Origin of the sequence: Streptomyces sp. SID14515 (assembly GCF_010548505.1) — a bacterium.
Taxonomy (GTDB): domain Bacteria; phylum Actinomycetota; class Actinomycetes; order Streptomycetales; family Streptomycetaceae; genus Streptomyces; species Streptomyces caviscabies.
Genome location: NZ_JAAGMH010000101.1, coordinates 1 through 26,015, shown reverse-complemented (window position 1 = coordinate 26,015; position 26,015 = coordinate 1). Strand labels below are relative to the sequence as shown.

Genomic DNA, 26,015 nt, shown 5'->3' with positions numbered 1-26,015 from the left:
GCCGCCCCGCTCACCGCCCCAGCAATCGCCGCGCGATCTCCGCATGGTCGGGCGAGATCCGCTCCTCGCCGCCCCGGGCCGCCCACAGGCCGTTCTGGAGCACCCGCCCCAGCGTCCAGGCCCGCGCCCGCTCCCGGTCCCGCTCCAGGCCCAGCGCCTCCGTCAACGCGTCGAACCGCCACACCACCTCCTCGGCGTCGAAGAGGTTGTCCAGCGCCGGGAACAGCTCGAAGCCCGGGTCCCCCGCCAGCGGCTTCGGGTCGAGCGCCACCCACTCCCCCGCCCGCCCCGTGTCCGCGCGCCCGGCCAGGATGTTGTCGTAGTGCAGGTCCCAGTGCAGCAGCCGGTCCCCCGGCTCCCCCGCGACCTCCCGCACCGCCGCCGCGCAGTCGCCGAGCAGCCGCCGGTCCGCCTCGTCGGCCAGCAGGCCCACCGCATCCGGCACCGCCGCGAGCATCCGCTCCACCACATCGCCCAACGTGCGCAGCCCCTCCGGCGCGGGCACCGCCGCCAGCCGGGCCAGCACCGCGCCGAGCACCGTCACCGCGCCCCGCACATCGGCCTCGCCGGACAACGGCCGCCGCTCGTCGAGCCGTTCCAGCAGCAGCGCGCCGCTCTCCGGGTCATGGTCGAGCAGTTCCACCGCCCCGGCCCCCGCGACGCTCCACGCCCGCAGCGCGACCGGTTCGTCCACCGTCTCCTCGTCCACCGCCTGGAGCTTCAGCGCGGCGGGCCGCCCGTCCGACTCCCGCACCACCGGCAGGACCAGCGCGCACATCCCGTACAGGGACGGGCCGTCCGGCCGCAGCCCCCACCGCTCCAGGCACCGCTCGGCGAGGTCCGGCAGCGCGGCGACGAACGCCCGCCCGGCGGCTCCGTTGAAGGCGGACTGGGTGGCGGCCAGTTCGTCCGGGATCTCGATCACGCCACCGATCCTAGGGAGACGGGGGCAACGCGGTCGCGAAAGTGCGGGGAGACGGAACGGCCCCGCGCGCAGTAACGTCCCGCCACACGTACGCTCGGCATCTCACCGGACCGGGCAGGGACACCAGGGGCATCATGAGCACCGTCAGTACCGTCGTCGGCGGCATATCGTTCTGGTACGCGCAGGAGGGCACCCCCGCCCCGCGCGAACCCCTCCCCGGCGACACGAGCGTCGACGTCTGCATCGTCGGCGGCGGCTACACCGGACTCTGGACGGCGTACTACCTGAAGAAGGCCGTCCCCTTCCTCAACATCACCGTCCTGGAAGCCAAGTTCTGCGGTTACGGGGCCTCCGGCCGTAACGGCGGCTGGCTGTACAACGGGATCGCGGGCCGCGACCGGTACGCCAAGCTGCACGGCCACGACGCCGCCGTACGGCTCCAGAAGGCGATGAACGAGACGGTCGGCGAGGTCGTCCGGGCCGCCGCCGAGGAGAAGATCGACGCCGACATCCACCAGGGCGGCGTCCTGGAGGTGGCCCACACCCCGGCCCAGCTCGCGCGCCTCAAGGACTTCCACAGCGTCGAGATCGCCTTCGGGGAGACGGACCGGGTCCTGCGCGGCGCCCGCGAGACGGCCGAGCGCGTCCATGTGACCGGTGCCGTCGGCTCCAGCTGGACCCCGCACGGGGCCCGGCTGCACCCGGCCAAGCTGGTCAAGGGCCTCGCGGACGCGGTGGAGGCGCTCGGCGTCACCATCCACGAGTCGACGCCGGTCACCGAGATCAAGCCCAAGCACGCCGTCACCCCGTACGGCACGGTCCGCGCCCCGTACGTCCTGCGCTGCACCGAGGGCTTCACCGCGAGCCTCAAGGGCCAGAAGCGCACCTGGCTCCCGATGAACTCCTCCATGATCGTCACCGAGCCGCTGCCCGCCCGGGTCTGGGACACGATCGGCTGGGAGGGCCGCGAGACCCTCGGCGACATGGCCCACGCCTACTTCTACGCCCAGCGCACCGCGGACGACCGCATCGCGCTCGGCGGCCGCGGCTACCCGTACCGCTTCGGCTCGGCCACCGACAACGACGGCCGCACCCAGCCCGCGACGGTGGCCGCCCTGCGCGACCTGATGGTCCGGCTCTTCCCCACCACGGCGGGCGTCCACGTCGACCACGCCTGGTCCGGCGTCCTCGGCGTCCCGCGCGACTGGTGCGCCACGGTCACCCTGGACCGCTCCACGGGCCTGGGCTGGGCGGGCGGTTACGTCGGCTCGGGCGTCGCCACCGCCAACCTCGCCGCCCGCACCCTGCGCGACCTGATCCAGCAGGACTCGGGCCAGGCGGGCCCGACGGATCTCACCGCCCTGCCCTGGGTGAACCACAAGGTCCGCCGCTGGGAGCCGGAGCCCTTCCGCTGGCTCGGCGTGCACGGCATGTACGCGGCCTACCGCGCCGCCGACCGCCGCGAGACCACCTCGCCGCGCCCCGGCACCGACCGCATCGCGAAGGCGGCGGACCGCATCGCGGGCCGCCACTGAGGCCGGACCCACGAAGCGGGCGAGGCCGGACTACGGCGTGGGCGAGGCCGGACCACGAAGCGGGTGGGGCCGGGCTACGGCGCGGGGCGCTCCGCCACCAGCACCCCCACCTTGTCGATCCGGTGCTCGGGGTTGCCGAACCCGTCCCGCCAGAAGTTCCCGGCCGCGTCGTCCTCGGGGGTCGCGCAGGTGGAGAGCGTGATCATCGCCCGGGTCGGCTCCGCACCGGGCCGGCCCGGCACCTCGGCCCGCTGCTCGGCGAGCGACCGCTCGCTGCGGAAGGACGTCTGCCGGGTCCCGGTGATCTCGTACGTGTAGCGGGTGCCGCCCTCCGTCACGTACACAGAATCGCCCTTCTCCGCATCCGGCAGGTCGCGCAGCACCCCTCCGGCGCTCAACCGGTGTGCGGTGACGAGGTAGTTGCCGACGTCCCCGGGCCCGACGCCGCCCCGCTCCCCGTACGGGCTGGCCGCGACGCCCCGGTCCTGGATCCGGCTGCCGGGCCGGTCGTCGGTGGTTCCCTCGTACGGCACCACGTCCAGGTCGTCGACGCCGATGGCGGGGATGTCGAGGACGGCGACCTCGGTACGCGGGTCGGTGCGGTCGGCCGGGGCGGCCGGGGCGAAGCCGGTCGTCAGCAGCACGGCGGCACCGGCACAGGCCGCAGCCGGGAGGAACGTACGGGTACGGAGTCGACGGCGTCGCATGAGCATCCCCATCCCGGATCGGGGCCCGCACTTCCAGTAGACCAGGACACCGCCCCGAGCGCCCGGGGATCAGTCGCGGGGCCAGGGCCGTCCGTCGAGGCGTTCGATGGAGAGGTTCAGCCGGCTGAGGGAGGAGGCGAGCTGTTCGGCTTCCTCCGGCGTCCAGTCCGCGAGGACCTTCGCGAGGCCCGCCAGATTCCTGGTCCGGTCGTTGTCGAGGCGGCGTTCGCCCTCGTCGGTGATGGCGAACTTGCGGGCGATGCCGCCGTCGGGGTCCGGGATGCGCTCGACGACCCCGGCCCGCAGCATCGCGGCGGTCTGCCGGTTGAGCGTGGAGGCGTCCAGGCCGAAGGCCTCGCTGAGCTGGCTGATGGACATCGGGCCCTCGACCTGGATCCGGCTCAGCAGAATGTAGGCGCTGCGGTCGAGCCGCCACTCCACGCGCGGGGTCAGCAGATGCATGTACCGGCCGAGCAGCATGGTCTCGCGCTCGATCCGGTCGATGGGCTTGTCCACGCGCTCTTCCTTCGTCGAACAGGACTATCACGATAGATGTGCATTATGCATCTGTTATGCATGATGCACATTCCATGTATCTTGCATAGTCGAACACCGAAGGCACATCGGCCGACTCGCCCGGAAGGGCAAGGACCGCCCGGAAGGGCAAGAGGGAGCAGTACCCGTGGAGAGTTCACCCCCCGCAGCCCGCCCGGGAGGCGTGGTCGGCATCCTGGCCTTCGCCGGCATCGTGGCGGCGCTCACCCAGACCCTGGTGGTGCCGCTGATCGCGGAGCTGCCGAAGCTGTTCGACACCTCCGCCTCGAACGCCTCCTGGGTCATCACCGCCACCCTGCTGGCCGCCGCCGTGGCCACGCCCGTCGCCGGCCGGCTCGGCGACATGTACGGCAAGCGGCGCATGCTGCTGCTCTCGCTCGTCCCTCTGGTCCTCGGCTCGGTGGTCTGCGCCCTGTCCTCGTCGGTGGTCCCGATGATCGCCGGGCGCGGACTCCAGGGCCTGGGCATGGGCGTCGTCCCGCTCGGCATCAGCCTGCTGCGCGATGTCGTACCGGCCGAGAAGCTCGGCCCGTCCATCGCGATCATGAGCGCCTCGATGGGCGTCGGCGGCGCGCTGGGCCTGCCGTTCGCCGCCGCCATCGCGGAGAACACCAGCTGGCGGGTGCTGTTCTGGGTGGTCGCCGTGCTGGCCCTGGCGGTCGGCGCGCTGATCCTGGCCCTGGTCCCCGGGGACCGCCCGGCCACCAGGTCCGGAAGCTTCGACCTGCTCGGGGCCGTCGGCCTCGGCGCAGCCCTGATCTGCCTGCTGCTCGCCGTCTCCAAGGGCGCCGACTGGGGCTGGGGCAGCGCGACGACGCTCACACTCTTCGCCGCCGTACTGGTGCTGCTGCCCGCCTGGGGCTGGTGGGAACTGCGCCTGAGCGAACCGCTGGTCGACCTGCGCGTCACCGCCCGCCCCCAGGTCCTGATGACGAACACCGCCTCGATCCTGGTCGGCTTCGCGATGTACGCCCAGTCCCTCGTCGTGCCCCAGCTGCTCCAGCTGCCCGAGGCCACCGGCTACGGCCTGGGGCAGTCGATGCTCGCGATGGGCCTGTGGATGGCCCCGGCGGGCCTGATGATGATGGCGATGTCCCCGGTCGGCGCGAAGCTGTCCGCCGCCAAGGGCCCGAAGGTCACCCTGGCCGTCGGCAGCCTGCTCATCGCGGCCGGCTACGGCCTGTCCGTACCGCTGATCGGCGCGGACTCGCCGTGGAGCCTGCTGGTCGTCACCCTCGTCTGCAACTCCGGCGTCGGCTTCGCGTACGGGGCGATGCCCGCGCTCATCATGGGCGCGGTGCCGCAGTCCGAGACCGCGTCGGCGAACAGCTTCAACTCCCTGATGCGCTCGATCGGCACGTCCTTCGCGGCGGCGGTGATCGGCGTGGTCCTGGCCCGGATGACCACGGACTTCGGCGGCTTCGCCCTGGCCTCCCAGGACGGCTTCCGCGTCGCGATGCTGATCGGCTGCGGAGTGGGCCTCGCGGCGGCGGTCGTCGCCGCCCTCATCCCCGTACGCCCGGCGACCGCGCTCCTTCCGCCCGCCGCCGCGACCGGACCGGCGGGGACGCGGGAAGCGTCGGAGGTTTCGCAGACGAAGGCCTGAGCGGTACGCGTACAAGTACGAATACGGACTGCGGTCCGGGGTCCGGGGTCCGGCGGGGTGAACCGCCGGGCCCCGGGCCCCGGACCGCGTTTCGTGCGTACGGCGCCGATACGGGCGTACGTCAGCGGCCCAGCCGCAGCAGTCGCCCGGACCTCGCCGTGGCGACCAGCTCCTCGACGGTGGCGAGCTTCACCCTGGGCCGCCCGTCGCGCCGCCCCCGGTCCCGTTCGGCACGGTCGATCGCGGCCAGGCCGCGGGCGTCCACGACCCGGCGGTTGCGCTGCCGGGCCAGGCGCCGGAAGGCCTTGGCGTCGCCCGTCGGGGCGGGCAGCGTCCCGGCGACCGCGTCGGCCAGGAGCGTGCCGACCGTCTCCGCCGCGCAGGTGCGGTTGGCGCCGATCCCGCCGGACGGCCCCCGCTTGATCCAGCCGACCACATAGCTGCCGGGCAGCCCGGCGACCCGGCCGCCCTCGTGCGGGACGGTGCCCGAGGCCTCGTCGAACGGCAGCCCGGGGACCGGCAGCCCCCGGTAGCCGATGGCCCGCAGCAACAGCCCGGCGCCCAGGTCCACCGCGCCCGCGCCACCGCCGTCGGTGACGCGTACGGCACGCACCCCGCCGTCGCCCAGGATCTCCACCGGCTCGGAGTGGAAGCGGAGCACGATGCGCCGGCCGACCCCCGCCCCCTCAGACGCGGCGTCCGTCCGGACCCGGGGCAGCCCCCGCAGCACCCCGGCCCGGTCGCCCGCCCCGGCCGCGTCGATCGCCGCCCCCGTACGCGGATCGTGGTCGTCCACGACCAGCTCCACACCCGGCAGATGCTTCAGCGCGAGGAGTTCGGAGCGGGTGTACGCGGCGTCCTCCGGACCCCGCCGCCCCAGCACCACCACCTCCCGGACCCGGCTCGCCCGCAGGGCCTCCAGTGCGTGGGCCGCGATGTCAGTGCCCGCGAGCGCCTCCGGGTCAGCGACCAGGATCCGGGCGACGTCCAGGGCGACGTTGCCGTTGCCCACCACGACGACCCGCTCGGCCGAGAGATCGACGCCCTGCGCGACGGCCTCCGGATGGGCGTTGTACCAGGCGACGAACGAGGTCGCCGACAGGCACCCGGGCAGCTCCTCCCCCGGCACCCCGAGCCGCCGGTCCGCGGAGGCCCCGACCGCGTAGATCACCGCGTCGTGATGGGCGGACAGCTCCTCGGCGGTGACGTCCCTGCCCACCTCGATGCCCAGGTGCATCCGGACCCGGGGGTGGGAGTGGAAGCGGGAGAAGGTGTCGCCGACCTTCTTGGTCGCGGGGTGGTCGGGGGCCACCCCGTACCGGACGAGCCCGCCGGCCACCGGCAGCCGGTCGATCAGGGTGACCTCGGCGGCGGTGTGCAGCAGCAGATCCTGCGCCGCGTACATCCCGGCGGGACCGGTGCCGACCACGGCCACCCGCAGCGGCCCGAAGTCGGACGGCAGACTGCGCTCGAAGACCGGCTCGCCCCAGACATGGAAGTTGGGCCCGTCGACCTCGTCCCCGGCCGAAGGCCGCTCCTCGCCCTCGTAATAGGCGGCGTTGATGTCCACGTACTCCCGCTGCCCGGCGGACAGCGCGTCCACCGGGAAGATCGCGTCCACCGGGCAGGCGTCCGCGCAGGCGCCGCAGTCGATGCACGCCCGGGGATCGATGTGGAGCATCTCCGTGGAGCCGAAGGCACGTTCCTCCGGCGTCGGGTGGATGCAGTTGACCGGGCACACGGCCACACAGGTGGCGTCGTTGCAGCAGGTCTGGGTGATGGCGTAGGTCATGGCCCCGGCTCAGATCAGGTTCGCGCGCTTGTAGAACGCGAGGGCGGGCTTGGTGAGCAGCCGGGCGGAGGCCAGGAAGTCCATCAGCCCCGAACAGCTCGACCGCATCATCGACTTGTGGTGCGCGTTGCTCTTCGCGGCGGCCAGCGCCCGGCGCTTGTCGAGACCGGCCTTCCGGTAGACCTCCGGGTTCACCATGCTGGTCACGATGAAGTACGAGGCGACGGCGACGACGAACGCGTTGATCTGCCGCCGCGCCCACCCCGCGCCCTCCAGGCGCTTGAGGGTCTCGTCCCGGGCGAACTTCATGTGCCGGGACTCCTCGACCACATGGATGTTGTTGATGGTGCGGACGAACGGCACGACCCGCTCGTCGCGCATCCAGTCCCGCTGCATCACGTCGAGGACTTCCTCGGCCACCAGGATCGCCGCGTACGCCGCCTCGCCGAACGCCAGCGTCTTGAAGGCCCTGCCCAGCTCCATCACCGCGCGGCGCGGACGGTAGTGGGGCGCGCCGAGCTTCTGCGCGCCGCGCGCGAACATGATCGAGTGGCGGCACTCCTCGGCTATCTCGGTGAGCGCCCACTGGAACTCCGCGCCCGCCGGGTTCTTCATGTAGATGTCGCGCAGCACCATCTGCTGGAGGATCATCTCGAACCAGATCCCGGTGCTGGCGACCGAGGCCGCCTCCTGCCGGGTCAGCTCCTTGCGCTGAGCCTCGGTCAACTCGCCCCAGTACGCGGTGCCGTAGAGGCTGCACCACTCCGGGCTCGCGCCGTGGAACTCCTTGTCCAGCGGCGTCTCCCAGTCCACCTCGGTGGCCGGGTCGTACGCCAGCTGCGCGGCCGAGTCGAGCAGCCGACGCGCGACGTCGTCGCCCTCGGGATTTTCCTGGACCTTCGACGGAACGGTGCTGCCGGCCATGCTGCGGCTCCTTGGGTCGAGTGCGGTGATCCTTGATCGTGGCGGTTGTCTGCGTACAGGTGCGTACCGCGTGGTGATGCGCGTACGCCGACAGCCGTGCTGCGACGGGCCGTCCGGAGCCGGGGGCGACGGCCCGCACCGCCGCCCGAGCACTCCACCCGCTTGTTAGACGCAAGGTATAACAAGGATCCCGGGCCGCCTACCCCTCGGTAGAAATCGGCCCGGGCCCTCACCGCATCTCCTCAGCCCGCTGAGGCACTTCGAGCGGACTACCGCGGATCCTGGCCGAACTTCGAGGTCGCCCAGAGATAGCCGAGCACCACGAGCCCCAGGCTCCACGCCACGGCGAGCCAGCCGTTGTGGCCGATCCCGCTGCCGAGCAGCAGGCCGCGCAGGGTCTCGATGGCGGGCGTGAACGGCTGGTACTCGGCGATCGGCCGGAACCAGCCCGGCATCGTCTCCACCGGGATGAAGGCGCTGGACAGCAGCGGCAGCAGGATCATCGGCAGGGCGTTGTTGCTGGCGGCCTCGGCGTTCGGGCTGATCAGCCCCATGCCGACGGCGATCCAGGTGAGGGCGGTGGCGAAGAGCACCAGCAGCCCGAACGCCGCCAGCCACTCCACGACCGTGGCGTCCACGGACCGGAAGCCGATGGCCACGGCGACGGCGCCCACCAGGATCACGCTCAGCACGCTCTGCAGCACACTGCCGACGACATGCCCGACGAGCACGGAGCCGCGGTGGATCGCCAGGGTGCGGAAGCGGGCCATGATGCCCTCGGTCATGTCGTTGGAGACCGAGACGGCGGTCCCGACCACGGTGGAACCGACGGTCATCAGCAGCAGGCCCGGCACGATGTAGGCGATGTAGGCGGCGCGGTCGGCGCCCCCGCCGCCGATGCCCGCGCTCATCACATCGCCGAAGACATAGACGAAAAGCAGCAGGAGCATGACAGGTGTGAGCAGCAGGTTCAGGGTGAGGGAGGGGTAGCGCCGGGCGTGCAGCAGGTTGCGGCGCAACATGGTGGTGGAGTCACGGACGGCGAGGGCGAGCGAGCTCATCGGACAGCCTCCTTCGACTGGTCGGTACGGGCGGACGCGCCGGAGCCGGAGCCGGTCAGCGCGAAGAACACGTCGTCGAGGTCGGGGGTGTGGACGGTCAGCTCGTCGGCCTCGATCCCGGCCGAGTCCAACCAGTCGAGGATCGAGCGCAGTTCACGCTGACTGCCGTCGCTGGGAAGGCGCAACGCCAGCGCCTGGTCCTCGCGCGCGGCCTCGCGCAGGGCCGAGGCCGCGGACCGGTAGGCGTCCGGGTCGGTGAAGCGGAGCCGGACGTGCCCGCCGGGAACGATCCGCTTCAGCTCCTCCGCGGTGCCCTCGGCGGCGATCCTCCCGTCGTTGAGCACGGCGATACGGTCGGCCAACTCGTCGGCCTCTTCCAGGTACTGGGTGGTGAGGAAGACGGTGACACCGCCCGCGACCAGCTCGCGGATGATCCCCCACATGGTGTGACGGGACCGCGGGTCCAGACCCGTGGTCGGCTCGTCGAGGAAGATGATCCGCGGCGAGCCGACCAGCGTCATGGCGATGTCGAGGCGGCGCTTCATCCCGCCGGAATAGCCCGCGGCCGGCTTCTTCGCCGCCTCCACGAGGTCGAAGCGCTCCAGCAGCTCGGCGGCGACCCGCCGCCCCTCGCGCCGGGGCAGATGGTGCAGGTCCGCCATCAGCAGCATGTTCTCCTCACCGGTGATCAGCCCGTCGACGGCGGAGAACTGCCCGGTGACGCCGATCGCGGCCCGTACGGCCTGCGGATCGGCGGCGACATCGTGTCCACCGACCCGCAGTTCGCCGGCGTCGGCGGTGACGAGAGTCGACAGAATCCTGACGGCGGTGGTCTTGCCCGCGCCGTTGGGGCCGAGCAGGGAGAAGACGGTGCCCTCGGGCACCGACAGGTCGATGCCGTCGAGCACGAGCTTGTCGCCGTAGGACTTACGCAGCCCGGTGGCGGTGATCGCCTGCGTCGCGGCCCGGCCGGCGGGCGGCGCGGAGGTCCGGATGACAGTCATGCTGGTTCCCTTTCGCGAGCGGTGGGTCGGGCGTGGGCGGGGTCGGGTGTGGACGGGGGATGGGCTGGGTCGGGTGTGGGCGCGATCAGGCGCGGGCGTGGTCAGGCGCGGCGGACGATGATGTCGCCGGCCCCGCTCCGGGCGTGCACCTCGACGGTCTCGTCGGAGTCCTCGGGACCGGCGGCGGCGCCGAGCGCGTTGCGTACGGTGCCGAACTTGGGGTTCAGGTCGAGCCAGGCGGCGGTGCCCTCGTGGATGCCCACTTCGAGGTCGCCGACGGAGGTGCGCAGAGCGATGCGGCCGCGGGTCACATCGCCGACCCGGATGCGGCCGTTGGAGGAGGTCGCGTCGACCCCGGCACGGGCGACGCCGATCTCGATCCGCCCGTTGGCGGACTTGGCGACGACGTCGCCGTGCGCGACGCCCACGGAGATGTCGCCGTTGGCCGCGTTGACCTTCAGCTCACCACCGACCTCGTCGATCCCGGTCGTACCGTTGCTGTTCTTGACGACCGCCGCCCCGGCGACCGCGCCGACCTCGATCCGGCCGGAGCCGACGACTTCGGCGTCCCCGGTGGAGCGTTCCAGCCGGATGTCGCCGTGATCGGTCCTGAGCTCGGCGCGGGCCGCCTCGTCCACCTGAAGGTCGCCGAGCGAGGTCGTGAGCTTCACTTCCCCGAGGGGGCCTTCGCAGAAGAAGCCGCCCAGGGCGGTGGTGCCGCGTACATCGGACCCGGCGGGCAGTTCGACACTGACCACGACGGTGCCCGGCTTCCCGAACAGGGAGCGCTTCTTCGGGGTCCTGACGGTGAGACGGCCGCCCGTGCAGGAGACCTGGGTCTGCTGCACGGTGCGTACGTCGTCCTCGTCGGATCCGTTGCCCGGCAGCACCTCGACGACGGTGTCGGTGCGCTTGCCGGCGGTGATCCGGGCGGTGCCGGCGTCCAGCTCGATGACGGCGGAGATCGGCTCAGGGGTATCGAAAGAAGGCATGACGGTCCCGTTCTCTTGGCTCGGTGGCCCGGTAAGTGATGGGTGATCAGTGACGAGTGAAGACTGATGACTGACGAGTGACGCGTGATCGGTGACGCCGGCGGGATCGGCGATCCGCCGGTGAAGTGGTTCCGAGCAGGCCCCGGCGACGGCGGACCCAGCCGGTGAAGTGAAGCCGACAGCTCCCGGTGCTAGCGGACCCAGCCGGTGAAGCCGCCGCGACCGCCCGCGTCCTTGCCGCGCCCCGGTGCGCTCGCGAGCCCACCGCCGTCGAGGGAGACGGACACGGCGCGCACGAGCCAGGCGTTGACCGACAGGCCCTCCGCCGCCGCGGCGCTCTCGGCGCGCGCCTTGAGATGGGCCGGGAGGCGGAGGTTGATCCGCACCATGGTCCCGTCGTCGGCTTCCGCCGTCGGCGGGACGGCCGCAACGGGAACCGCGACCGCCTCCTGCGCCTCCCGCACCGGCTCGGGCGCGGGCGGCGACGTCACCACGAACTCCGGATCGAGCCCGCGCAGCCGCACATCGACCGAACCGGGCGCCAGCTCCCGGGTGACCTCGCCCATGGCCGCGGAGAGCACATTGAGCAGGGTCAGCCGGGCGGCGGACTCCAGCGGGGCGCTGAGCCGCTCGGCGAGGGCCCGGGCTTCGTCGCCACCGGCTTCCGCGGCGACGGCGAGTTCCCGCCGGAGATTGTCGACGTAGGGGGTGAGGTCCATGACGCCATGATGGCACACGAATGGCACCACGTCGAGCCACTTTGGCGCAGCCCCCTCAGAAACGCCGCCGACCTGCAAGAACCTCACCACCAACGCCGAATTGGCACCGAAGAAGCGCCTCGCACAGCCAACACTGGCACCACATCGATGCCACATGGCACCAACCGGCGCACGCACGCCGCCGCGTGGCACACCCACCCCTCCGCCGAACCCGGATGTACTGACGCCAAGCGCCACGCCCCACACACACGGCACGACGCACGGCACGACACCCGCCCCACACGCACGGCACGACACCCGCCCAGCCCGAGCACCACCACGGAGAGGCCCCGCATGCCCCACCCCGACGCCCACCAGGCCCTCTGCACCCACACCCACCTGTTCCCGGGCGCACGCTGCCGCGTCCAGGGCCTCCCGCACCCGGAGGCCTTCGCGGCGGCCCCGGAGCCGATCGACGTATACCTGCGCTTCGCCGACGGAACGGCCACCGCGGCAGAACTCCGCACCGAGCCCCCGACAGGCCCGACCCTCACGGTCGCCGCCTACACCACCGCGGCCGGCACCCCCATCGACGACAGCACCTGGAACATCAAGCAGTTCACACAGAAGGAGGACGAGGTGGAACTGACCATCGGCGCCCCGACCCGCACCTGAGGACGCCCAGCACCACCACGACCGGGGGAGGGTGGCCCTCATGGCTTGACGAGGGGACAAGTCCATGTACAGCGTCATCGTCGTACCTCCGGCATGCGCGCGCCCGGACGGCCGGATCAGGATCGCCTCCGGTGAGAGTCTGGCCTTCGGCCGACGCGAGACACCCGGCGGCCTCACCATCGCCCACGAAGGCGTCCACCGGATCGCCGGGGAGATCTCCGCAGAGCGCGACTTCTGGCCCCTGACCAACCGCAGCGCCGGCCAGACCTACGTGGTGGAGAACCCGGAAGGCGCGGGCGAGCACATCAAGGTCGCCCCCCGGCCGGGTCGACGCACCCGTGGCGTTCGAGTTCTCCCGCGTCGTCCTGCCCGCGGCGGGCGACCTGCTGACCTTCGACGTATGGGCGCCGCGCCAGATCTTCGCCGGCGCCGAAGCCCGCGAACTCCCGGGCTCCGCGACCGCACCCGCCTTCACGCTCGACCGGACCAAGCGCTGCTTCGCCGTCCTGGCCGCCCTGTGCGAGCCCCGCCTGCGCGGCGAACCGCACGCCCCGACCCCCGCCGTCGACCAACTCGTACGGCGACTGCGCCCGGCATGGCCGACGGTCAGCCGCTCCGCCGTCTACTGGAACATCGACTACCTCGCCCTGAAACTGCGGGTCCGGCCGGGCCCGGAAGCCGCCGAACCCGGCCGGCGCACCAACGGCAAGAAGGACACCCTGGTCTCCCTCGCCCTGCGGTTCGACCTGGTACGCGAGGACGACCTCGTCGTACTGGCCGCGCATCACACCCCGCGCTCCCCGACGATTCCGGCCGCCACCGTTCTTCGCCCCCGCCACAACGGACCGGGGGCACCACCCGAAGAACGGTGGCCGGCCCCGGAGACGACACCAAGCGCCTCGGCTCAGCGCGGCGCGTCCGCGGTGTCCTCGCCCGCCCGGGCCTGGGCGGCGCGCAGGACGGACGCACCGGTGGGAGTGAGCGTATGCAGAACAGCGGGCCCGTTGCGGGTGGTCGTGATGAGCCCCGCGTCACGCAGCACGGTGGCATGCCGACTGGCGGCGGACGCCGAAACCCCGGCCGCACGGGCGATCTCCCCCGTGGTGGCACCACCGGCCGCCACCCGCAGGGCGACCGCCCGGGCCCGCCCGAGCAGATCGGCCAGCGACCGCTCGGGGTCCTCGGCCCGCAGGAGACGGGCCGCGGGCTCGTGCAGCAACGAGTACCAGAGCACCGGCGGCAGCCCCGGATCGGCGAACGCGACGGGCTCGCCCCAGTTGAAATACGACGGTACGAGAGTGAGCCCACGCCCGTTCAGATACAGATCCCGGTCCTCCGTCTGCCGGGGATACGCGACCTCCAGGACGGGCGCACGCCAGCGCAGCATGGGCCCGAGCCCGGCAAGCATCCCCTCCACCCCACCGTGCAGAAGACCACGGCCACGCACCGCCCGCTCGGCTTCGATCCGGGCCTGGATGCGCTCCTGCTGAGGGACGACGACGGTGGCGTAGTACGCGCGCAGTACCCCGACGAACTCCCGGCGCGCTTCGAGCTCGGCGAGCCGCCCGGCCCACTCGGGCGCCCCGATGAGCCGGTCGAAGAGAGCGATCTCCTCCGCGACCCGCTCCCGGGGCGTGGCCAGGAGCGTCTCCAGCCCCGCCGCCAGGCCGTCCACCCCGGTGGACGGCGTAAGAAAGTCCGGGAAGTAAGCGGCCCTGGGGTACATGGGCAGCAGCACACTCCGCAGCGCCCGCTCCAGCCCCTTCTCCCGCAGCTCCCGCCGCGCCGTCCGATACCACCCGGCATGCGCCCAGCGCCCCCGGCTGGACTGCAGCCGGTGCATGCTCGCGGCGACCTCGAACAGGGGGTCGGGTGCGGGGGCGAGTCGGGTCCTGGCCAGATCCGCGTCGTCGAAGTGGATGCGGAGCATGTGGTTCCCCCATGGAGTCGGCTCAGTGCGAGCCTGGGGCACCGCGATGAGGACCCGATAAACGAGGAATAAACGGGCATGCACCGCCCGCAACAAAGAAGCCCAGGTCAGATGTCGTCCGACCTGGGCTTCACGCTGAGCCCCCTGTCGGATTCGAACCGACGACCTGCTGTTTACAAGACAGCCGCTCTGGGCCGGACTGAGCTAAGGAGGCAGCACGCGTGCCAAAGACACGCGTAAAGACGTCACAACTGTACACAGCCCCGCTCCTCCACGGACAGGCATATCGGACGGCCGTAACCTCCCACTCACCTGTTCGTTGAACGCACTGCAGTGCCATCCGAATATCGGACAGGGGAGGGGCTGTGGTCGAGGCCGCAGGGAGGGGAAAGCCGATCCGCGTCACCGGCGCGGAGGCCAAGCGCGTCAAGCGCGAGGCGCTGGGCGTTCCCGACCGCATCAAGCATCAGCAGCGGGTGGCCGTGCCGATGCAGCGGAGAACACCGGAGGCCGACGCCCGCCAGCGTGTCTACCGGTACCGCTGCTACCCCACCACCGCCCAGGCCGAACAACTGATCAAGACCTTCGGCGCCTGCCGCTGGACCTACAACGAGGGCCTCGCCCTGCGGGACAAGGCCTGGCGCGAGCACCGGGTGGCGCTCGGGTTCGCCGAGTCCTGCCGGGCTCTCACGGGCTGGCGGAATGCCGAGGAGTCGCGGTGGCTGCAGGAGGTCTCCTCGACGGTTCTCCAGCAGGCACTCCGCCATCTCGACGCCGCGTTCGGGCGGTTCTTCAAGGGCTCGGGAAGACAGCCGAAGCGTAAGAGGAAGGGCCGTTCCCGTGACTCCGCGACCTATGTCCGTACGGGCTTCCGCTGGGTGGAGGACCCGGATCGGCCCGGTACGGGGCTGATCGCATTGGCCAAGCAGTCCGGGCCTCTGCGTATCCGCTGGTCCCGGCCGCTTCCGGCAGGCGAGCGGCCGGTGAAGCTGACCGTGAGCCGTGACCGGGCTGGGCGCTTCTTCGTCTCCGTGCTGGTGGAGGAGCGGATCGAGCCGCTGCCGCCGGTGTTTCTGCAGGATGGCGGTGCGCCCAAGGCGGTCGGTCTGGACCTCGGGCTGGCGGCGCTGGTCACGCTGGACGACGGCGAGGAGGTGGACCATCCCCGGCTGCTCAAGAAGTAGGGGGCGAGGCTCGCGGATCTCCAGCGAAGCCTGCACCGCAAGAAGTGGGGATCGAGGAACAGAGAGAAGGCGCGGCAGGAGATCGCCCGGTTGTACGCCCTGATCGGTGACGTCCGCAGGGACGCGTTGGACCAGCTCACCACCCGCCTCGTGCGCGAGAACCAAGTGCTCGTGGTGGAAGACCTGGCCGTCGCCTCCCTCGTACGGTCGCGAAAGGGAAGGGCCGTCGGCGAAAGGCGGGGCTGAACCGGGCGATCCTGGATGCCTCGTGGGGCACGCTGCTGCGGCAGTTGCAGTACAAGTGCGCGTGGTACGGACGGACGCTGGTCGTCGTGGACCGGTTCTTTCCTTCGACGCGGCGGTGTTCCGCATGCGGGGCGACGGGGCCGAAGCTGGATCTGTCCGTGCGCGGCTGGTCCTGTGACGGATGCGGTGCGGTGCACGACCGGGATGTGAACGCGGCGCGGAACCTGCGGGACGAGGGGATGCGGTTGTACAGGCTGGTGGCGTCCGCTCTGCCACCCGGGCGCGCCATGCCCTCGGTGATCAGGGCGTCCGAGATGCCGGATGCAGTGCTGATGGCGTAGGCGGATCAGGGATACACAAGACAGTGCGTGTCGGACCGACGGGCCGTCGGCCGTGATGCCTGTGGAGTCCGTGTAAGACCGGCTGGGTGTCGCCCTCAGGGTGGTATCCGGACGGCAGTGGGTGCCGAAGCAGGAAGTTCCCGAGTAAAGGGGGCGGGTCAAAAGGGCGGTGCTCTTGCCATCCCTCCATGGGCTGTTAGGCGTTTTCGTGACCCAAGAGGTACTGACAGGACACATGAACGCCAGGTAGCGTCACGGCAGGTTCGCGTCTGTGGACCAGACCACTCCCTACTCGGATCGTCCGGCACGTTCCTGCCGGTTGAGGAGAAGATTCAGCATGGCCAGTGTCACGTTCGACAAGGCGTCCCGCGTCTACCCCGGCTCCACGAAGCCGGCCGTGGACCAGCTCGAGATCGACATCGCGGACGGTGAGTTCCTCGTCCTCGTCGGTCCTTCCGGTTGTGGCAAGTCGACCTCCCTGCGCATGCTCGCGGGTCTCGAGGACGTCAACGGCGGCGCGATCCGCATCGGTGACCGCGACGTCACGCACCTGCCGCCGAAGGACCGGGACATCGCCATGGTGTTCCAGAACTACGCGCTCTACCCGCACATGTCCGTCGCGGACAACATGGGCTTCGCGCTCAAGATCGCCGGTGTGAACAAGACCGAGATCCGGGCGAAGGTCGAAGAGGCCGCCAAGATGCTGGACCTCACCGACTACCTGGACCGCAAGCCGAAGGCGCTCTCCGGTGGTCAGCGTCAGCGTGTGGCGATGGGCCGGGCCATCGTGCGTGAGCCGCAGGTCTTCCTCATGGACGAGCCGCTGTCGAACCTCGACGCCAAGCTCCGTGTCTCCACCCGTACGCAGATCGCCTCGCTGCAGCGCCGCCTCGGCATCACCACCGTGTACGTCACCCACGACCAGGTCGAGGCCCTCACCATGGGCGACCGGGTCGCGGTGCTGAAGGACGGGCTGCTCCAGCAGGTCGACTCGCCGCGCAACATGTACGACCGCCCCGCGAACCTCTTCGTCGCCGGCTTCATCGGCTCCCCCGCGATGAACCTCGTCGAGGTCCCGATCACCGACGGCGGCGTGAAGTTCGGCAACAGCGTCGTCCCGGTCTCCCGCGAGGCGCTCTCCGCCGCCGCGGACCGCGGTGACACCACCGTCACGGTCGGCATCCGCCCCGAGCACTTCGACATCGTCGAGCACGGTGGCGCCGCCGCGAAGTCGCTGACCAAGGACACCTCGGACGCGCCGGCCGGTCTCGCCGTCTCCGTCAACGTCGTCGAGGAGCTCGGCGCCGACGGCTTCGTCTACGGTGCCGCACAGGTGGCCGGGGAGCACAAGGACCTGGTCGTCCGCGTCGGCGGCCGCGCCGTCCCGGAGAAGGGCACCGAGCTGCACGTCGTGCCGCGCCCGGACGAGCTGCACGTCTTCGCGACCTCCACCGGCGAGCGTCTCACCAACTGACCCGCCGCCCGCCGTACGCACGGCCCCGCATCTCTGGCAACGACCAGGGGTGCGGGGCCGTTTGCGTGGTCCCGGCGGGTTTGGGTTTCGGTGCCGGGCGGTGTCAAATACCCCGGCACACAGGGCATTTCACCTCGGTTCGTCAACCTCGTATTCGAAAGGGCGCGTCGAACCATCCCCCGAGAGGGTGACGAAATGTCGCCAAGTCATCACTGGCCGCTACGCTCGCTGCGTGACCCATACCGCGCGCCGCATCGGCCGATCCCTCGCTCTCGTCCTGCCCGTCGTCATGGTTCTGTCCGGGACCCTCGCGGTCACCAGCGTCCAGTGGGCGGACTCGGACAGCGACTCCCAGCTGCTGGCCGCCTCCTCGGAGACCGTGTCCAAGCCCGCGAAGCCGCACGCACCGCAGGACGTCCTGCGCGAGAAGCTGCTCGTGGAGCTTCAGGAGAAGGACCCTGGCACCGCGCTCACGGGCCTCCAGCGCGCCGTGGAGCAGCGCCCCTCGCTCGCCCGCCACTGCATGTCGATCGCGAAGGCGCTCGGCAAGGCGGCCGTCGAGCAGTACGGCCCGACCCGTGCACACCGCTTCTCCCGGCCCGTCTGCGACACCTCGTTCGCCTCCGGCGTCGCGCAGTTCAGCTGAGCCCGGCAGGCGCTCGCGCCGAGCACCGCCTTCCGATGGCGGGCACCGCATATCGTGCCTGCCATGCATACGTATCCGACGCAGGCCGTGATCCTTGCCGGTGGCCAGGGGTCGCGGCTGCGGCCGTACACCGACGACCGCCCCAAGCCGATGGTCGAGATCCCCGGAACCGGGACTCCGATCATCGGCCATCAGCTGTCCTGGCTGGCCGCCGAAGGAGTCACCGACGCCGTGGTCTCCTGCGGGCATCTCGCCGAGGTGCTCCAGGAGTGGCTGGAGGCGGCCGTGCTGCCGCTCCGGGTCACCACCGTCGTGGAGACCGAGCCGCTGGGGCGCGGCGGCGGGCTGAAGTACGCGGCCGGGCGGCTGCCCGATCCGGAGCAGCCCTGGTACGCCACCAACGGCGACATCTGGACGCGCTTCTCCCTGCGTGAGATGGCCGCCTTCCACGCGGAGCGCGACGCCACCGCCACTCTCGCCCTCGCCCGGCCCCGGATCCCTTGGGGCGCCGTGGAGACGGACGCGTTCGGGCACATCACCGACTTCATCGAGTCGCCGCCGTCGCCGTATCTGATCAACGCCGGCGTGTACGTGTTCTCGCCCGCGTTCACGAAGCTGCTGCCGGACCGGGGCGACCACGAGCGGACCACGTTCCCGCGCCTCGCCCGTGAGCGTCGGCTCGCCGGGTATCCGCTGCCGAACGGGGCGTACTGGCGGGCCATCGACACCGCCAAGGACCTGACCGAGGCGGCCCGCGAGCTCGGCTCGCACACCGCCTGACAGATACCGCGCACACCGCCTGACAGATACCGGCACGCGCAGAGCCCGTCCCGGAACAGGTACCCGCACGCGCAGAGCCCGTACACACAGGTACCCGTACGCACAGGGCGGCGCCCACCCGGTCGTTCCGTCCGGGTGGGCGCCGCCCTGCGTGCTGCCGGTCGCAGCGGTCAGCCGAGCAGGCCGCCGATCGGGTTCCGGCCTCCTCCGCCGCCGCCCGAGGTCGAGCCCTCGCCGCCGGAGGAGGTCGAGCCGCCGGTGGGCGCCGGTTCGCCGCCGCCGGAGGAGGCGTCGCCGCCGGTGGAGCCGGAGGCGGTGGGTCCGGCGCTGGTGGCGGCCGGGGGCTGCTGCGGGGTGGACTGCTGCGGGGGTTCCTGGCCGGTGCCCTGCGTCTCGCTGGGCTGGGTGCCCGAACCGGTGCTCTGGCCGCCGGAGTCGCGGGTCGCGCCCGGCGTGACCTGGCCGGTGGCGGGCGTGGTGGCCGCACCGGAGCGGGTGGGCTCCGGGCGGCGCTGCTGCTCCGGCGTACGGGAGGCCTGGCGTTCGCCGGTGGACTCCTGGGGCAGCGGCATGCCGGGAAGGCGGTTGGTGGGGTTGTCGTTGCGGCCGGGGACGGTGACGACCTCGGTGGAGCGGACCGCGCCGCCGAGGATGGAGCCGATGAGCAGGGTGAGGCCGACGACGACCGTGGCGACGACGGTGCCCCGGCGCAGGACCCGGCGGCGCAGGTCCCAGATCTCCGAGCGCGGGCCGAGCTTGCGCCAGGCTTCGCCGGCCAGCCGGCCGTCCACGGAGTAGACCGGAGCACCGGCGATGATCAGCGGGCTCCAGGCGGCGAGCAGGATGATGTCGGGGGCGTCGTACACCGCGACCGTGCGCCAGCTGACCGTGACCAGCAGGGCGGCGGAGAGCAGCGCGCCGAACGCGGCGGCGACCCGCTGCCAGAGGCCGAGGACGGTGAGCACGCCGACCACGACCTGAAGGAAGGCGACGGTCAGTCCGGCGCCGACCGGGTGGGAGAGCGCGAAGTCGCGCAGCGGCTCGGCCAGCGCCCACGGGTGCAGGGAGGTCAGCCACTTGACCATCGAGCCGCGCTCGCCGCCGTCGAAGTAGACGGGGTCGCACAGCTTGCCCATGCCGGCGTAGATGGCGATGAAGCCGAGGAGCACCCGCATGGGGAGCAGGACGACGCCCAGGTTCATCCGGTGGCCGGGGTAGTAGGCGTGCCGGACGGGGTCGCCCGCGCCCCGCCGGGCGCGGGGGTCCTCGGCCTCGTCGTAGTCGTCGTCGATGCCGTCGGGGCGGCCGGGGCCGTCGGGCCCGTCGACCGGGTCGTCGTACGCGCCGACGGCCTGCCGCATGGGCGGCAGCAGCGGTCCGGTGCGTCCCGGCTGGTGGGGCGCGGTCATCACGGGGTTGGGCTGCGTCTCCTCCAGGAGCGGGATGACCTGTGTCGCGCCCGCTCCGTGCCCGTCTCCGGAGGCCCCGCCGAGTCCGGCGTCGAGGTGTCCGGCGGTGGAGTTGCGCACGGCCTGGAGGAGGCCTGTCGCGCCGGGGTCGCCGGGAGCGGACTTCCCGCTCCAGACGACGGGCGCCCGCCTGCGGCCTCCGCCGGCGCCGCTCATGGCGGGGATGCGGGCCGTTTCCGCGGGGGCACCGCGCAGCCGTGCGCGCTGGCCCGGGGCGAGCTGCACCCGGAAGCTGGCGTGGTTGACGATGACCTGCGCGGGGTCGCTGTCCACCTTGGTCATGCTCAGGGCGGGTTGCTCGTCGAACCGAGGCGTTCTGGTGTCCACACTCATCTAACCGAGTGATGTGTGTTTAGGACACTGCCTTGACCGCACCGGATGTGTCCGAGACCCGTCAAGATCAGGCCAAACTCGGGCATCCTGGAACTTTGTTCGGCGTTCGCGCGTCAACTCGCCCGGCACACGCGCCGGTTGTCGGCGCGCACCACCGGCGCACCGGGCCGCGCACACCCCCGCGCGCACGCCGCGCACACACCGCGGCCCCGGCGATCGATCCGCCGGGGCCGTGAAGCCGCGTGGAGCTGCGTGGAGCCGCGGAGCTGCGTGGAGCCGCGGATAGCCGTGCGGAGCCGCGGATAGCCGTGCGGAGCCGTACGGCTATCCGCGGCGGCGCGCCACCTCGTACAGCACGATGCCGGCGGCGACACCGGCGTTGAGCGACTCCGCGCCGCCGGGCATCGAGATCCGCACCCGGTAGTCGCAGGTCTCGCCGACGAGACGGCCGAGGCCCTTGCCCTCGCTGCCGATGACGATGACGACCGGACCGGCCAGCTCCTCCAGGTCCTCCACCGTGTGCTCGCCGTCGGCGGCCAGGCCGACGACCGTGAGGCCCGCCTTCTGGTAGCCCTCCAGCGCGCGGGTGAGGTTGGTGACCCGGGAGACGGGCGTGCGGGCCGCCGTGCCGGCGGAGGACTTCCACGCTCCGGCGGTCATGCCGGCCGCGCGGCGCTCGGGGACGACCACGCCGTGGCCGCCGAACGCGGAGACCGAGCGGACGATCGCGCCGAGGTTGCGCGGGTCGGTCACCCCGTCGAGGGCGACGATCAGCGGGTCCTCGTTGTTGTCGTACGCGGCGGCGGTGAGGTCCTCCGGGTGCGCGTACTCGTACGGCGGGACCTGGAGGACGAGGCCCTGGTGGTTCAGGCCGTTCGTCATCCGGTCCAGCTCGGGGCGCGGGGCCTCCATCAGGTTGATGTTGCCGCGCTCGCCCGCGAGCTTGAGGGCGTCGCGGACGCGCTCGTCGTTGTCGATGTACTGCTGGACGTACAGCGTGGTCGCGGGCACGCCGTCGCGCAGGGCCTCGTAGACCGGGTTGCGGCCGACGACCATCTCCGAGGTGCCCTTGACGCCGCCGCGTCGGGGCGCGGGGCGGCGGGCCGCGGCCTGCTTGGCCTGGGCCCCGGCGATCCGGTTCTTCTTGTGTCCCTTACGGGCGGAGGCGGGCGGCGTCGGTCCCTTGCCTTCGAGACCACGGCGTCGCTGGCCACCGCTGCCGACCTGCATGCCCTTCTTGTTGGACGTGCGGCGGTTCCTGCGTTGGCTGTTCCCGGCCATGATCTACCTGTTTCGTTGCTTTCAGACGTACGTACGTATAAGGAAAGTGTGCCGCCCGGATCGCCGGGCGGCACAATCTCACTGCTCGGAGCGGGTGCTCAGCGCGGTCCCAGCGTCCACCGGGGGCCGGTGGGGCTGTCCTCGATGACGAGGCCGGACTGGTTGAGCTGGTCGCGGATGGCGTCGGCGGCGGCCCAGTCCTTGCGCGTACGGGCCGACTGCCGCTGGTCGAGGACGAGGCGGACGAGGGTGTCGACGACACCGTGCAGGTCCTCGCCCCGGTCGCCCTCGCCCGCCCAGTGCGGGTCGAGCGGGTCCAGGCCGAGGACGCCGAGCATGGCCCGGACCTCGGCGAGGCGGGCGGCGGCGGCTTCCTTGTCGTCGGCGGCGAGCGCGCTGTTGCCCTGGCGGACGGTGGTGTGGATGATCGCCAGCGCCTGCGGTACGCCGAGGTCCTCGTCCATCGCCTCGGCGAAGGCGGGCGGCACCTCGGCGGCGGGGGCGACGACCTCCCCGACCTTCTCGGTGACGCGCTGGACGAAGCCCTCGATCCGCGCGAACGCGGACTCGGCCTCGCGCAGGGCCTCCTCGCTGTACTCGATCATCGACCGGTAGTGCGGGGTGCCGAGGTAGTAGCGCAGGACGATCGGGCGCCAGTGCTTGACCATCTCGCTGACGAGGACGGAGTTGCCCAGCGACTTCGACATCTTCTCGCCGGACATGGTGACCCAGCCGTTGTGCACCCAGTACTTGGCGAACTCGTCGCCGTACGCCTTGGCCTGGGCGATCTCGTTCTCGTGGTGCGGGAAGATCAGGTCGATGCCGCCGCCGTGGATGTCGAAGGCGGAGCCCAGGTACTTGTGGGCCATCGCGGAGCACTCCAGGTGCCAGCCGGGCCGGCCGCGGCCCCACGGCGTCTCCCAGCTGGGCTCGCCCGGTTTCGCGGCCTTCCACATGGCGAAGTCGCGCTGGTCGCGCTTGCCGGTCTCGCCCTCGCCGGAGGGCTGGCGCAGATCGTCCAGCTCCTGGTTGGAGAGCTCCAGATAGCTGGGCAGGGAGCGCACGTCGAAGTAGACGTTGCCGTCGGCCTCGTAGGCGTGACCGCGCTCGATCAGGCCGGTCATCATCTCGATCATCTCGGGGATGTGGCCGGTGGCGCGGGGCTCGTAGGTGGGCGGCAGGCAGCCGAGCACGTCGTAGCCGTCGTTGAACGCGCGCTCGTTCTCGTAGCCGATCGACCACCAGGGGCGGCCCTGTTCGGCGGACTTCGCGATGATCTTGTCGTCGATGTCGGTGACGTTCCGGATGAACGTGACGTCGTAGCCGCGGTAGGTGAACCAGCGGCGCATGATGTCGAAGTTCAGGCCCGAGCGGATGTGGCCGATGTGCGGCGCCGCCTGGACGGTAGCGCCACAGAGGTAGATCGAGACACAGCCCGCTGTGAGCGGGACGAAGTCACGGATCTGCCGGGCGCTGGTGTCGTGCAGGCGAATAGTCACGTCTCAAGGGTAGTAGGCCCGCACCAGTGCCCCGCGACCCTTGGGGATCGCGGGGACAACTTTCTGATACCGGGATGGTCCGAAGCGGCCCGGAGAGCGTTTTCCGGCGTGCGTTTCCGGCTTGCGTTTCCGGTGTGCGCGGGGCGCTCTCCGGGCCCGGGCAGGCCTCAGATGCTGCCGACGACCTTGCGCGCGGAGATGCGGACGACCACGCGGGGGTCGTCGGAGCCGGAGTTCGGGTTGAACTCCGCGTACGGCTTGCCGGTGTACTTCACCGAGAGCTCGTCGATCAGTTCCTGCCCGCCGTCCGTCGTCAGCGTCGCCTCGCCGCGGATCTCGGCGTAGCTGTACGGGGCGTCGAAGGGCTGGACGACGACGGTGACGCGCGGGTCGCGGCGGAGGTTCTTCTCCTTGCGGCGGCCGACGGTGGTGGAGATCAGGACGTCGTCGCCGTCGCGCTTGACCCAGACCGGTGAGACCTGGGGGCTGCCGTCGGGCTGGATGGTGGCGATGTTGACGAACACGGGGGTGTCGAGCAGGTTCTTGAGCTCGGTGGAGAGTGCGGCGGTCATGGCGTACGTCCTCCTGAGTGCCTGCGGGGCGATGGGTCCGATGCTTCTACCCCGTAACCGTGCGCGTTCCCTGATCCTTCCCGCCGCGTCCCGCCGGAAGGGTGAACGCCAGCGCCGCCCCCGCCAGCGGGACCGCCGCGAGCGCCGCCCACCGTACGGGCGCGGGCGCCTCCAGCAGTGCGCCGGTCGCCGCGCTGCCGCCGAGGACGGCGATCCCGGAGACGGAGGACAGCGCTCCGGTGGCCAGCCCCAGGTGCCGGTCCTCGACCAGGTCCGGCACCAGGCCCCGGGCGGCCGGGACCAGCAGCATCTGGCCCAGGGTGAGCAGGACGACGAGCGCGGCGCCGGGCAGCAGGCCGCCGGGGCCCGCAGGCGTGAGCGGTACGGCGGCGAAGCCGGTGGCGACGATCACGAGGCCGGTGACGAGCGCGGTGCGCGGGGCGATCCGGCGGGCGGAGAAGCGGGTCAGCGGCAGCTGGGCGACGACGACCAGCAGCGAGGAGAGCGCGAAGAGCCAGCCGAGCGCGGCCTGTGACCCGGTGGCGCGCTCCACCTCGACGGGCAGCGAGAGGTAGAGCTGGTTGTAGGCGACGAGGTAGGTGGAGTACGTGAGGCAGAGCAGCAGGAAGGGGCGGTTGGCGAAGACCGCGCGCCGGGACGACCGCACCGGTTGAGCCGTACGGGTGACGCCGTCCGGGGCCGGTGCCCGCTTCCGCTCCCGTACGGGGTCGGCGCGCGGCATCAGGCGGGCGTGCCCGGTCAGTACGGCGACGAAGACGAGGGCTCCGGCGAGGCAGGCGGCCCGGAAGCCACCGCCCAGGAGCAGGAGCAGCGAGCCGAGCAGCGGCCCGAGGAACGCTCCGGCCTGTCCGGCGGCGGAGAACAGGGCGAGGACGTGGGCGCGCGGGGCGCCGGTGTCCCGTTCGTGCCGGACGGCCTCGCGGGCGGCCTCGGACTCGACGGCCGGGGAGAACAGGGCGGCGGCGAAGCCGATGAGGAGGACGGCACCGATGACGGTGGCCGTGGATCCGGCTAGGGCGAGCCAGCCGAACCCGGCGATCCGCAGGGCGCAGCCCGTCAGCACGACCGGGCGCGGGCCGTACCGGTCGGTGAGCGCGCCGCCGACGACGAACAGGCCCTGCTGGCTGAAGGTGCGCAGCCCGAGGACGAGTCCGACGAGCCAGCCCGCCATGCCGAGACCGCTGCCGAGGTGGGTGGCCAGGTAGGGCAGGACGGCGTAGAAGCCGATGTTGAAGGCGAACTGGGTGGCGGTGAGGAGCCGGAGGTAGGGGGTGGGCGCGCTCGCGAGGCGGGGCCGGAACCGGCGGCTCTCGGCGGGCGCATCGCCGGGCGCGGGCGCAGACCCGAGTGCGGGCGCGGGCACCGGCGCGGACTCGGGCCGGTTCACTTCAGGCCCGCCGGGGTGCGCCCACGCACAGCGGCCGAGGTGAGGACGGCCAGTGCGCCGAGGACGGCGAGCGCGGCGGCGGGGGCGAGGACGGCCCACGGGGCGCGTTCCGCGTACGGCATGTTCTCCGACAGCATCCGGCCCCACTCCGGCGCGGGCGCCTGCGTGCCGAGGCCGAGGAAGCCGAGGGAGGCCAGGGCGAGCGCGATGGCGGGGACGCGGAGCAGGGCGTGGCGGGCGACCGGTGGCAGGACGCCGGGCAGGACGTGGCGGCGCAGCAGGTGGGCCCGGTCCGCGCCGAGCGCGACGGCGGCGGCGAGGTGCGGGGCCGCCTTCTCCTGGGCGTACAGCGCGGCGGTGTGCGCGGCGAGCGGGGCC

The 26,015-nt window shown here is 71.9% G+C and carries 25 protein-coding genes, 1 tRNA gene and 1 pseudogene; 10 read left to right on the top strand and 17 right to left on the bottom strand.

Annotated elements, in window-relative coordinates:
• Nucleotides 1-10 precede the first annotated feature (10 nt).
• Nucleotides 11-925: an aminoglycoside phosphotransferase family protein gene (locus G3I54_RS22690; protein ID WP_164616714.1), complete on the bottom strand. Its 915-nt coding sequence runs from the start codon at nt 923-925 to the stop codon at nt 11-13.
• A 134-nt stretch (nt 926-1,059) separates the two neighbouring features.
• Here G3I54_RS22690 and G3I54_RS22685 point away from each other — a divergent pair, with 134 nt between their 5' ends.
• Nucleotides 1,060-2,460, top strand: coding sequence for an FAD-dependent oxidoreductase (locus G3I54_RS22685; RefSeq protein WP_164616713.1), 1,401 nt, complete (start codon nt 1,060-1,062; stop codon nt 2,458-2,460).
• 74 nt (nt 2,461-2,534) lie between these two features.
• Here G3I54_RS22685 and G3I54_RS22680 read toward each other — a convergent pair whose 3' ends face one another.
• Nucleotides 2,535-3,167: a class E sortase gene (locus G3I54_RS22680; RefSeq protein ID WP_164616712.1), complete on the bottom strand. Its 633-nt coding sequence runs from the start codon at nt 3,165-3,167 to the stop codon at nt 2,535-2,537.
• Nucleotides 3,168-3,236: 69 nt separating this feature from the next.
• A complete protein-coding gene (locus G3I54_RS22675; RefSeq protein ID WP_164616711.1) occupies nt 3,237-3,683 on the bottom strand; it encodes a MarR family transcriptional regulator in 447 nt (148 codons plus the stop codon).
• 166 nt (nt 3,684-3,849) lie between these two features.
• Between G3I54_RS22675 and G3I54_RS22670 the strand changes: the two genes are divergently transcribed.
• Nucleotides 3,850-5,328 carry an MFS transporter gene (locus tag G3I54_RS22670; RefSeq protein WP_164616710.1) on the top strand — a complete coding sequence of 493 codons (1,479 nt, stop codon included), beginning with the start codon at nt 3,850-3,852 and terminating at the stop codon, nt 5,326-5,328.
• Between the two features lie 121 nt (nt 5,329-5,449).
• Here G3I54_RS22670 and G3I54_RS22665 read toward each other — a convergent pair whose 3' ends face one another.
• The 6 genes from G3I54_RS22665 to G3I54_RS22640 all read right to left on the bottom strand — a co-directional run bounded on the left by G3I54_RS22665 (nt 5,450) and on the right by G3I54_RS22640 (nt 11,820).
• Nucleotides 5,450-7,120: an FAD-dependent oxidoreductase gene (locus G3I54_RS22665; protein WP_164616709.1), complete on the bottom strand. Its 1,671-nt coding sequence runs from the start codon at nt 7,118-7,120 to the stop codon at nt 5,450-5,452.
• Nucleotides 7,121-7,129: 9 nt separating this feature from the next.
• Nucleotides 7,130-8,044, bottom strand: coding sequence for a diiron oxygenase (locus tag G3I54_RS22660; protein ID WP_164616708.1), 915 nt, complete (start codon nt 8,042-8,044; stop codon nt 7,130-7,132).
• A 269-nt stretch (nt 8,045-8,313) separates the two neighbouring features.
• Complete coding sequence (locus G3I54_RS22655) at nt 8,314-9,105, bottom strand: ABC transporter permease (RefSeq protein ID WP_164616707.1); 792 nt, start codon at nt 9,103-9,105, stop codon at nt 8,314-8,316.
• On the bottom strand, nt 9,102-10,109 hold the full coding sequence (locus G3I54_RS22650) for an ATP-binding cassette domain-containing protein (protein WP_164616706.1): 1,008 nt from the start codon (nt 10,107-10,109) through the stop codon (nt 9,102-9,104). Before G3I54_RS22650 ends, G3I54_RS22655 begins: the two co-directional genes overlap by 4 nt.
• A 101-nt stretch (nt 10,110-10,210) precedes the next feature.
• Entirely contained in the window at nt 10,211-11,101 is an 891-nt protein-coding gene (locus tag G3I54_RS22645; protein WP_164616705.1) for a DUF4097 family beta strand repeat-containing protein, read from the bottom strand.
• Nucleotides 11,102-11,292: 191 nt separating this feature from the next.
• Nucleotides 11,293-11,820 (bottom strand): toxin-antitoxin system HicB family antitoxin, encoded by a 528-nt coding sequence (locus G3I54_RS22640; RefSeq protein WP_164616704.1) that lies wholly within the window; start codon nt 11,818-11,820, stop codon nt 11,293-11,295.
• 333 nt (nt 11,821-12,153) lie between these two features.
• Here G3I54_RS22640 and G3I54_RS22635 point away from each other — a divergent pair, with 333 nt between their 5' ends.
• Complete coding sequence (locus G3I54_RS22635; RefSeq protein WP_164616703.1) at nt 12,154-12,474, top strand: hypothetical protein; 321 nt, start codon at nt 12,154-12,156, stop codon at nt 12,472-12,474.
• Nucleotides 12,475-12,538: 64 nt separating this feature from the next.
• A pseudogene (locus tag G3I54_RS39675) lies at nt 12,539-13,256 on the top strand (FHA domain-containing protein); the annotation flags it as partial.
• 122 nt (nt 13,257-13,378) lie between these two features.
• Here G3I54_RS39675 and G3I54_RS22625 read toward each other — a convergent pair.
• Nucleotides 13,379-14,404, bottom strand: coding sequence for a helix-turn-helix domain-containing protein (locus G3I54_RS22625; RefSeq protein WP_164616701.1), 1,026 nt, complete (start codon nt 14,402-14,404; stop codon nt 13,379-13,381).
• Between the two features lie 138 nt (nt 14,405-14,542).
• Nucleotides 14,543-14,618: transfer RNA gene (locus tag G3I54_RS22620), tRNA-Thr, on the bottom strand.
• 151 nt (nt 14,619-14,769) lie between these two features.
• On the opposite strand from G3I54_RS22620, the gene G3I54_RS39670 reads away from it, so the two are divergent.
• From G3I54_RS39670 to G3I54_RS22600, 6 genes are all read left to right on the top strand, one after another.
• Nucleotides 14,770-15,588, top strand: a complete 819-nt coding sequence (locus tag G3I54_RS39670) for a transposase (RefSeq protein ID WP_343240394.1) — start codon at nt 14,770-14,772, stop codon at nt 15,586-15,588.
• A 30-nt stretch (nt 15,589-15,618) separates the two neighbouring features.
• Nucleotides 15,619-15,834: a transposase gene (locus G3I54_RS39665; protein ID WP_239144515.1), complete on the top strand. Its 216-nt coding sequence runs from the start codon at nt 15,619-15,621 to the stop codon at nt 15,832-15,834.
• The gene (locus G3I54_RS39660; protein WP_343240399.1) at nt 15,831-16,175 is read left to right on the top strand and encodes a transposase; all 345 of its coding nucleotides are present in this window, start codon (nt 15,831-15,833) and stop codon (nt 16,173-16,175) included. Before G3I54_RS39665 ends, G3I54_RS39660 begins: the two co-directional genes overlap by 4 nt.
• A 337-nt stretch (nt 16,176-16,512) precedes the next feature.
• Nucleotides 16,513-17,649, top strand: coding sequence for a sn-glycerol-3-phosphate ABC transporter ATP-binding protein UgpC (gene ugpC / locus G3I54_RS22610; protein ID WP_164616700.1), 1,137 nt, complete (start codon nt 16,513-16,515; stop codon nt 17,647-17,649).
• Nucleotides 17,650-17,881: 232 nt separating this feature from the next.
• Nucleotides 17,882-18,295 (top strand): hypothetical protein, encoded by a 414-nt coding sequence (locus tag G3I54_RS22605; RefSeq protein ID WP_103508076.1) that lies wholly within the window; start codon nt 17,882-17,884, stop codon nt 18,293-18,295.
• 63 nt (nt 18,296-18,358) lie between these two features.
• The gene (locus tag G3I54_RS22600; RefSeq protein WP_164616699.1) at nt 18,359-19,075 is read left to right on the top strand and encodes a nucleotidyltransferase family protein; all 717 of its coding nucleotides are present in this window, start codon (nt 18,359-18,361) and stop codon (nt 19,073-19,075) included.
• Nucleotides 19,076-19,245: 170 nt separating this feature from the next.
• On the opposite strand, the gene G3I54_RS22595 is transcribed toward G3I54_RS22600, so the two are convergent.
• From G3I54_RS22595 to G3I54_RS22570, 6 genes are all read right to left on the bottom strand, one after another.
• Entirely contained in the window at nt 19,246-20,877 is a 1,632-nt protein-coding gene (locus G3I54_RS22595) for a DoxX family membrane protein (protein ID WP_239144511.1), read from the bottom strand.
• A gap of 324 nt (nt 20,878-21,201) precedes the next feature.
• Nucleotides 21,202-22,158 carry a 23S rRNA (guanosine(2251)-2'-O)-methyltransferase RlmB gene (gene rlmB / locus G3I54_RS22590; protein ID WP_164616698.1) on the bottom strand — a complete coding sequence of 319 codons (957 nt, stop codon included), beginning with the start codon at nt 22,156-22,158 and terminating at the stop codon, nt 21,202-21,204.
• A gap of 98 nt (nt 22,159-22,256) precedes the next feature.
• On the bottom strand, nt 22,257-23,657 hold the full coding sequence (cysS, locus tag G3I54_RS22585; protein ID WP_164616697.1) for a cysteine--tRNA ligase: 1,401 nt from the start codon (nt 23,655-23,657) through the stop codon (nt 22,257-22,259).
• Nucleotides 23,658-23,824: 167 nt separating this feature from the next.
• Nucleotides 23,825-24,229, bottom strand: coding sequence for a PPOX class F420-dependent oxidoreductase (locus G3I54_RS22580; RefSeq protein WP_164616696.1), 405 nt, complete (start codon nt 24,227-24,229; stop codon nt 23,825-23,827).
• Between the two features lie 46 nt (nt 24,230-24,275).
• Nucleotides 24,276-25,637 carry an MFS transporter gene (locus tag G3I54_RS22575; RefSeq protein WP_343240393.1) on the bottom strand — a complete coding sequence of 454 codons (1,362 nt, stop codon included), beginning with the start codon at nt 25,635-25,637 and terminating at the stop codon, nt 24,276-24,278.
• On the bottom strand, nt 25,634-26,015 hold a 382-nt coding region (locus G3I54_RS22570; protein WP_164616695.1), incomplete at its 5' end, for an ABC transporter permease subunit. The genes G3I54_RS22575 and G3I54_RS22570, both read right to left, overlap by 4 nt.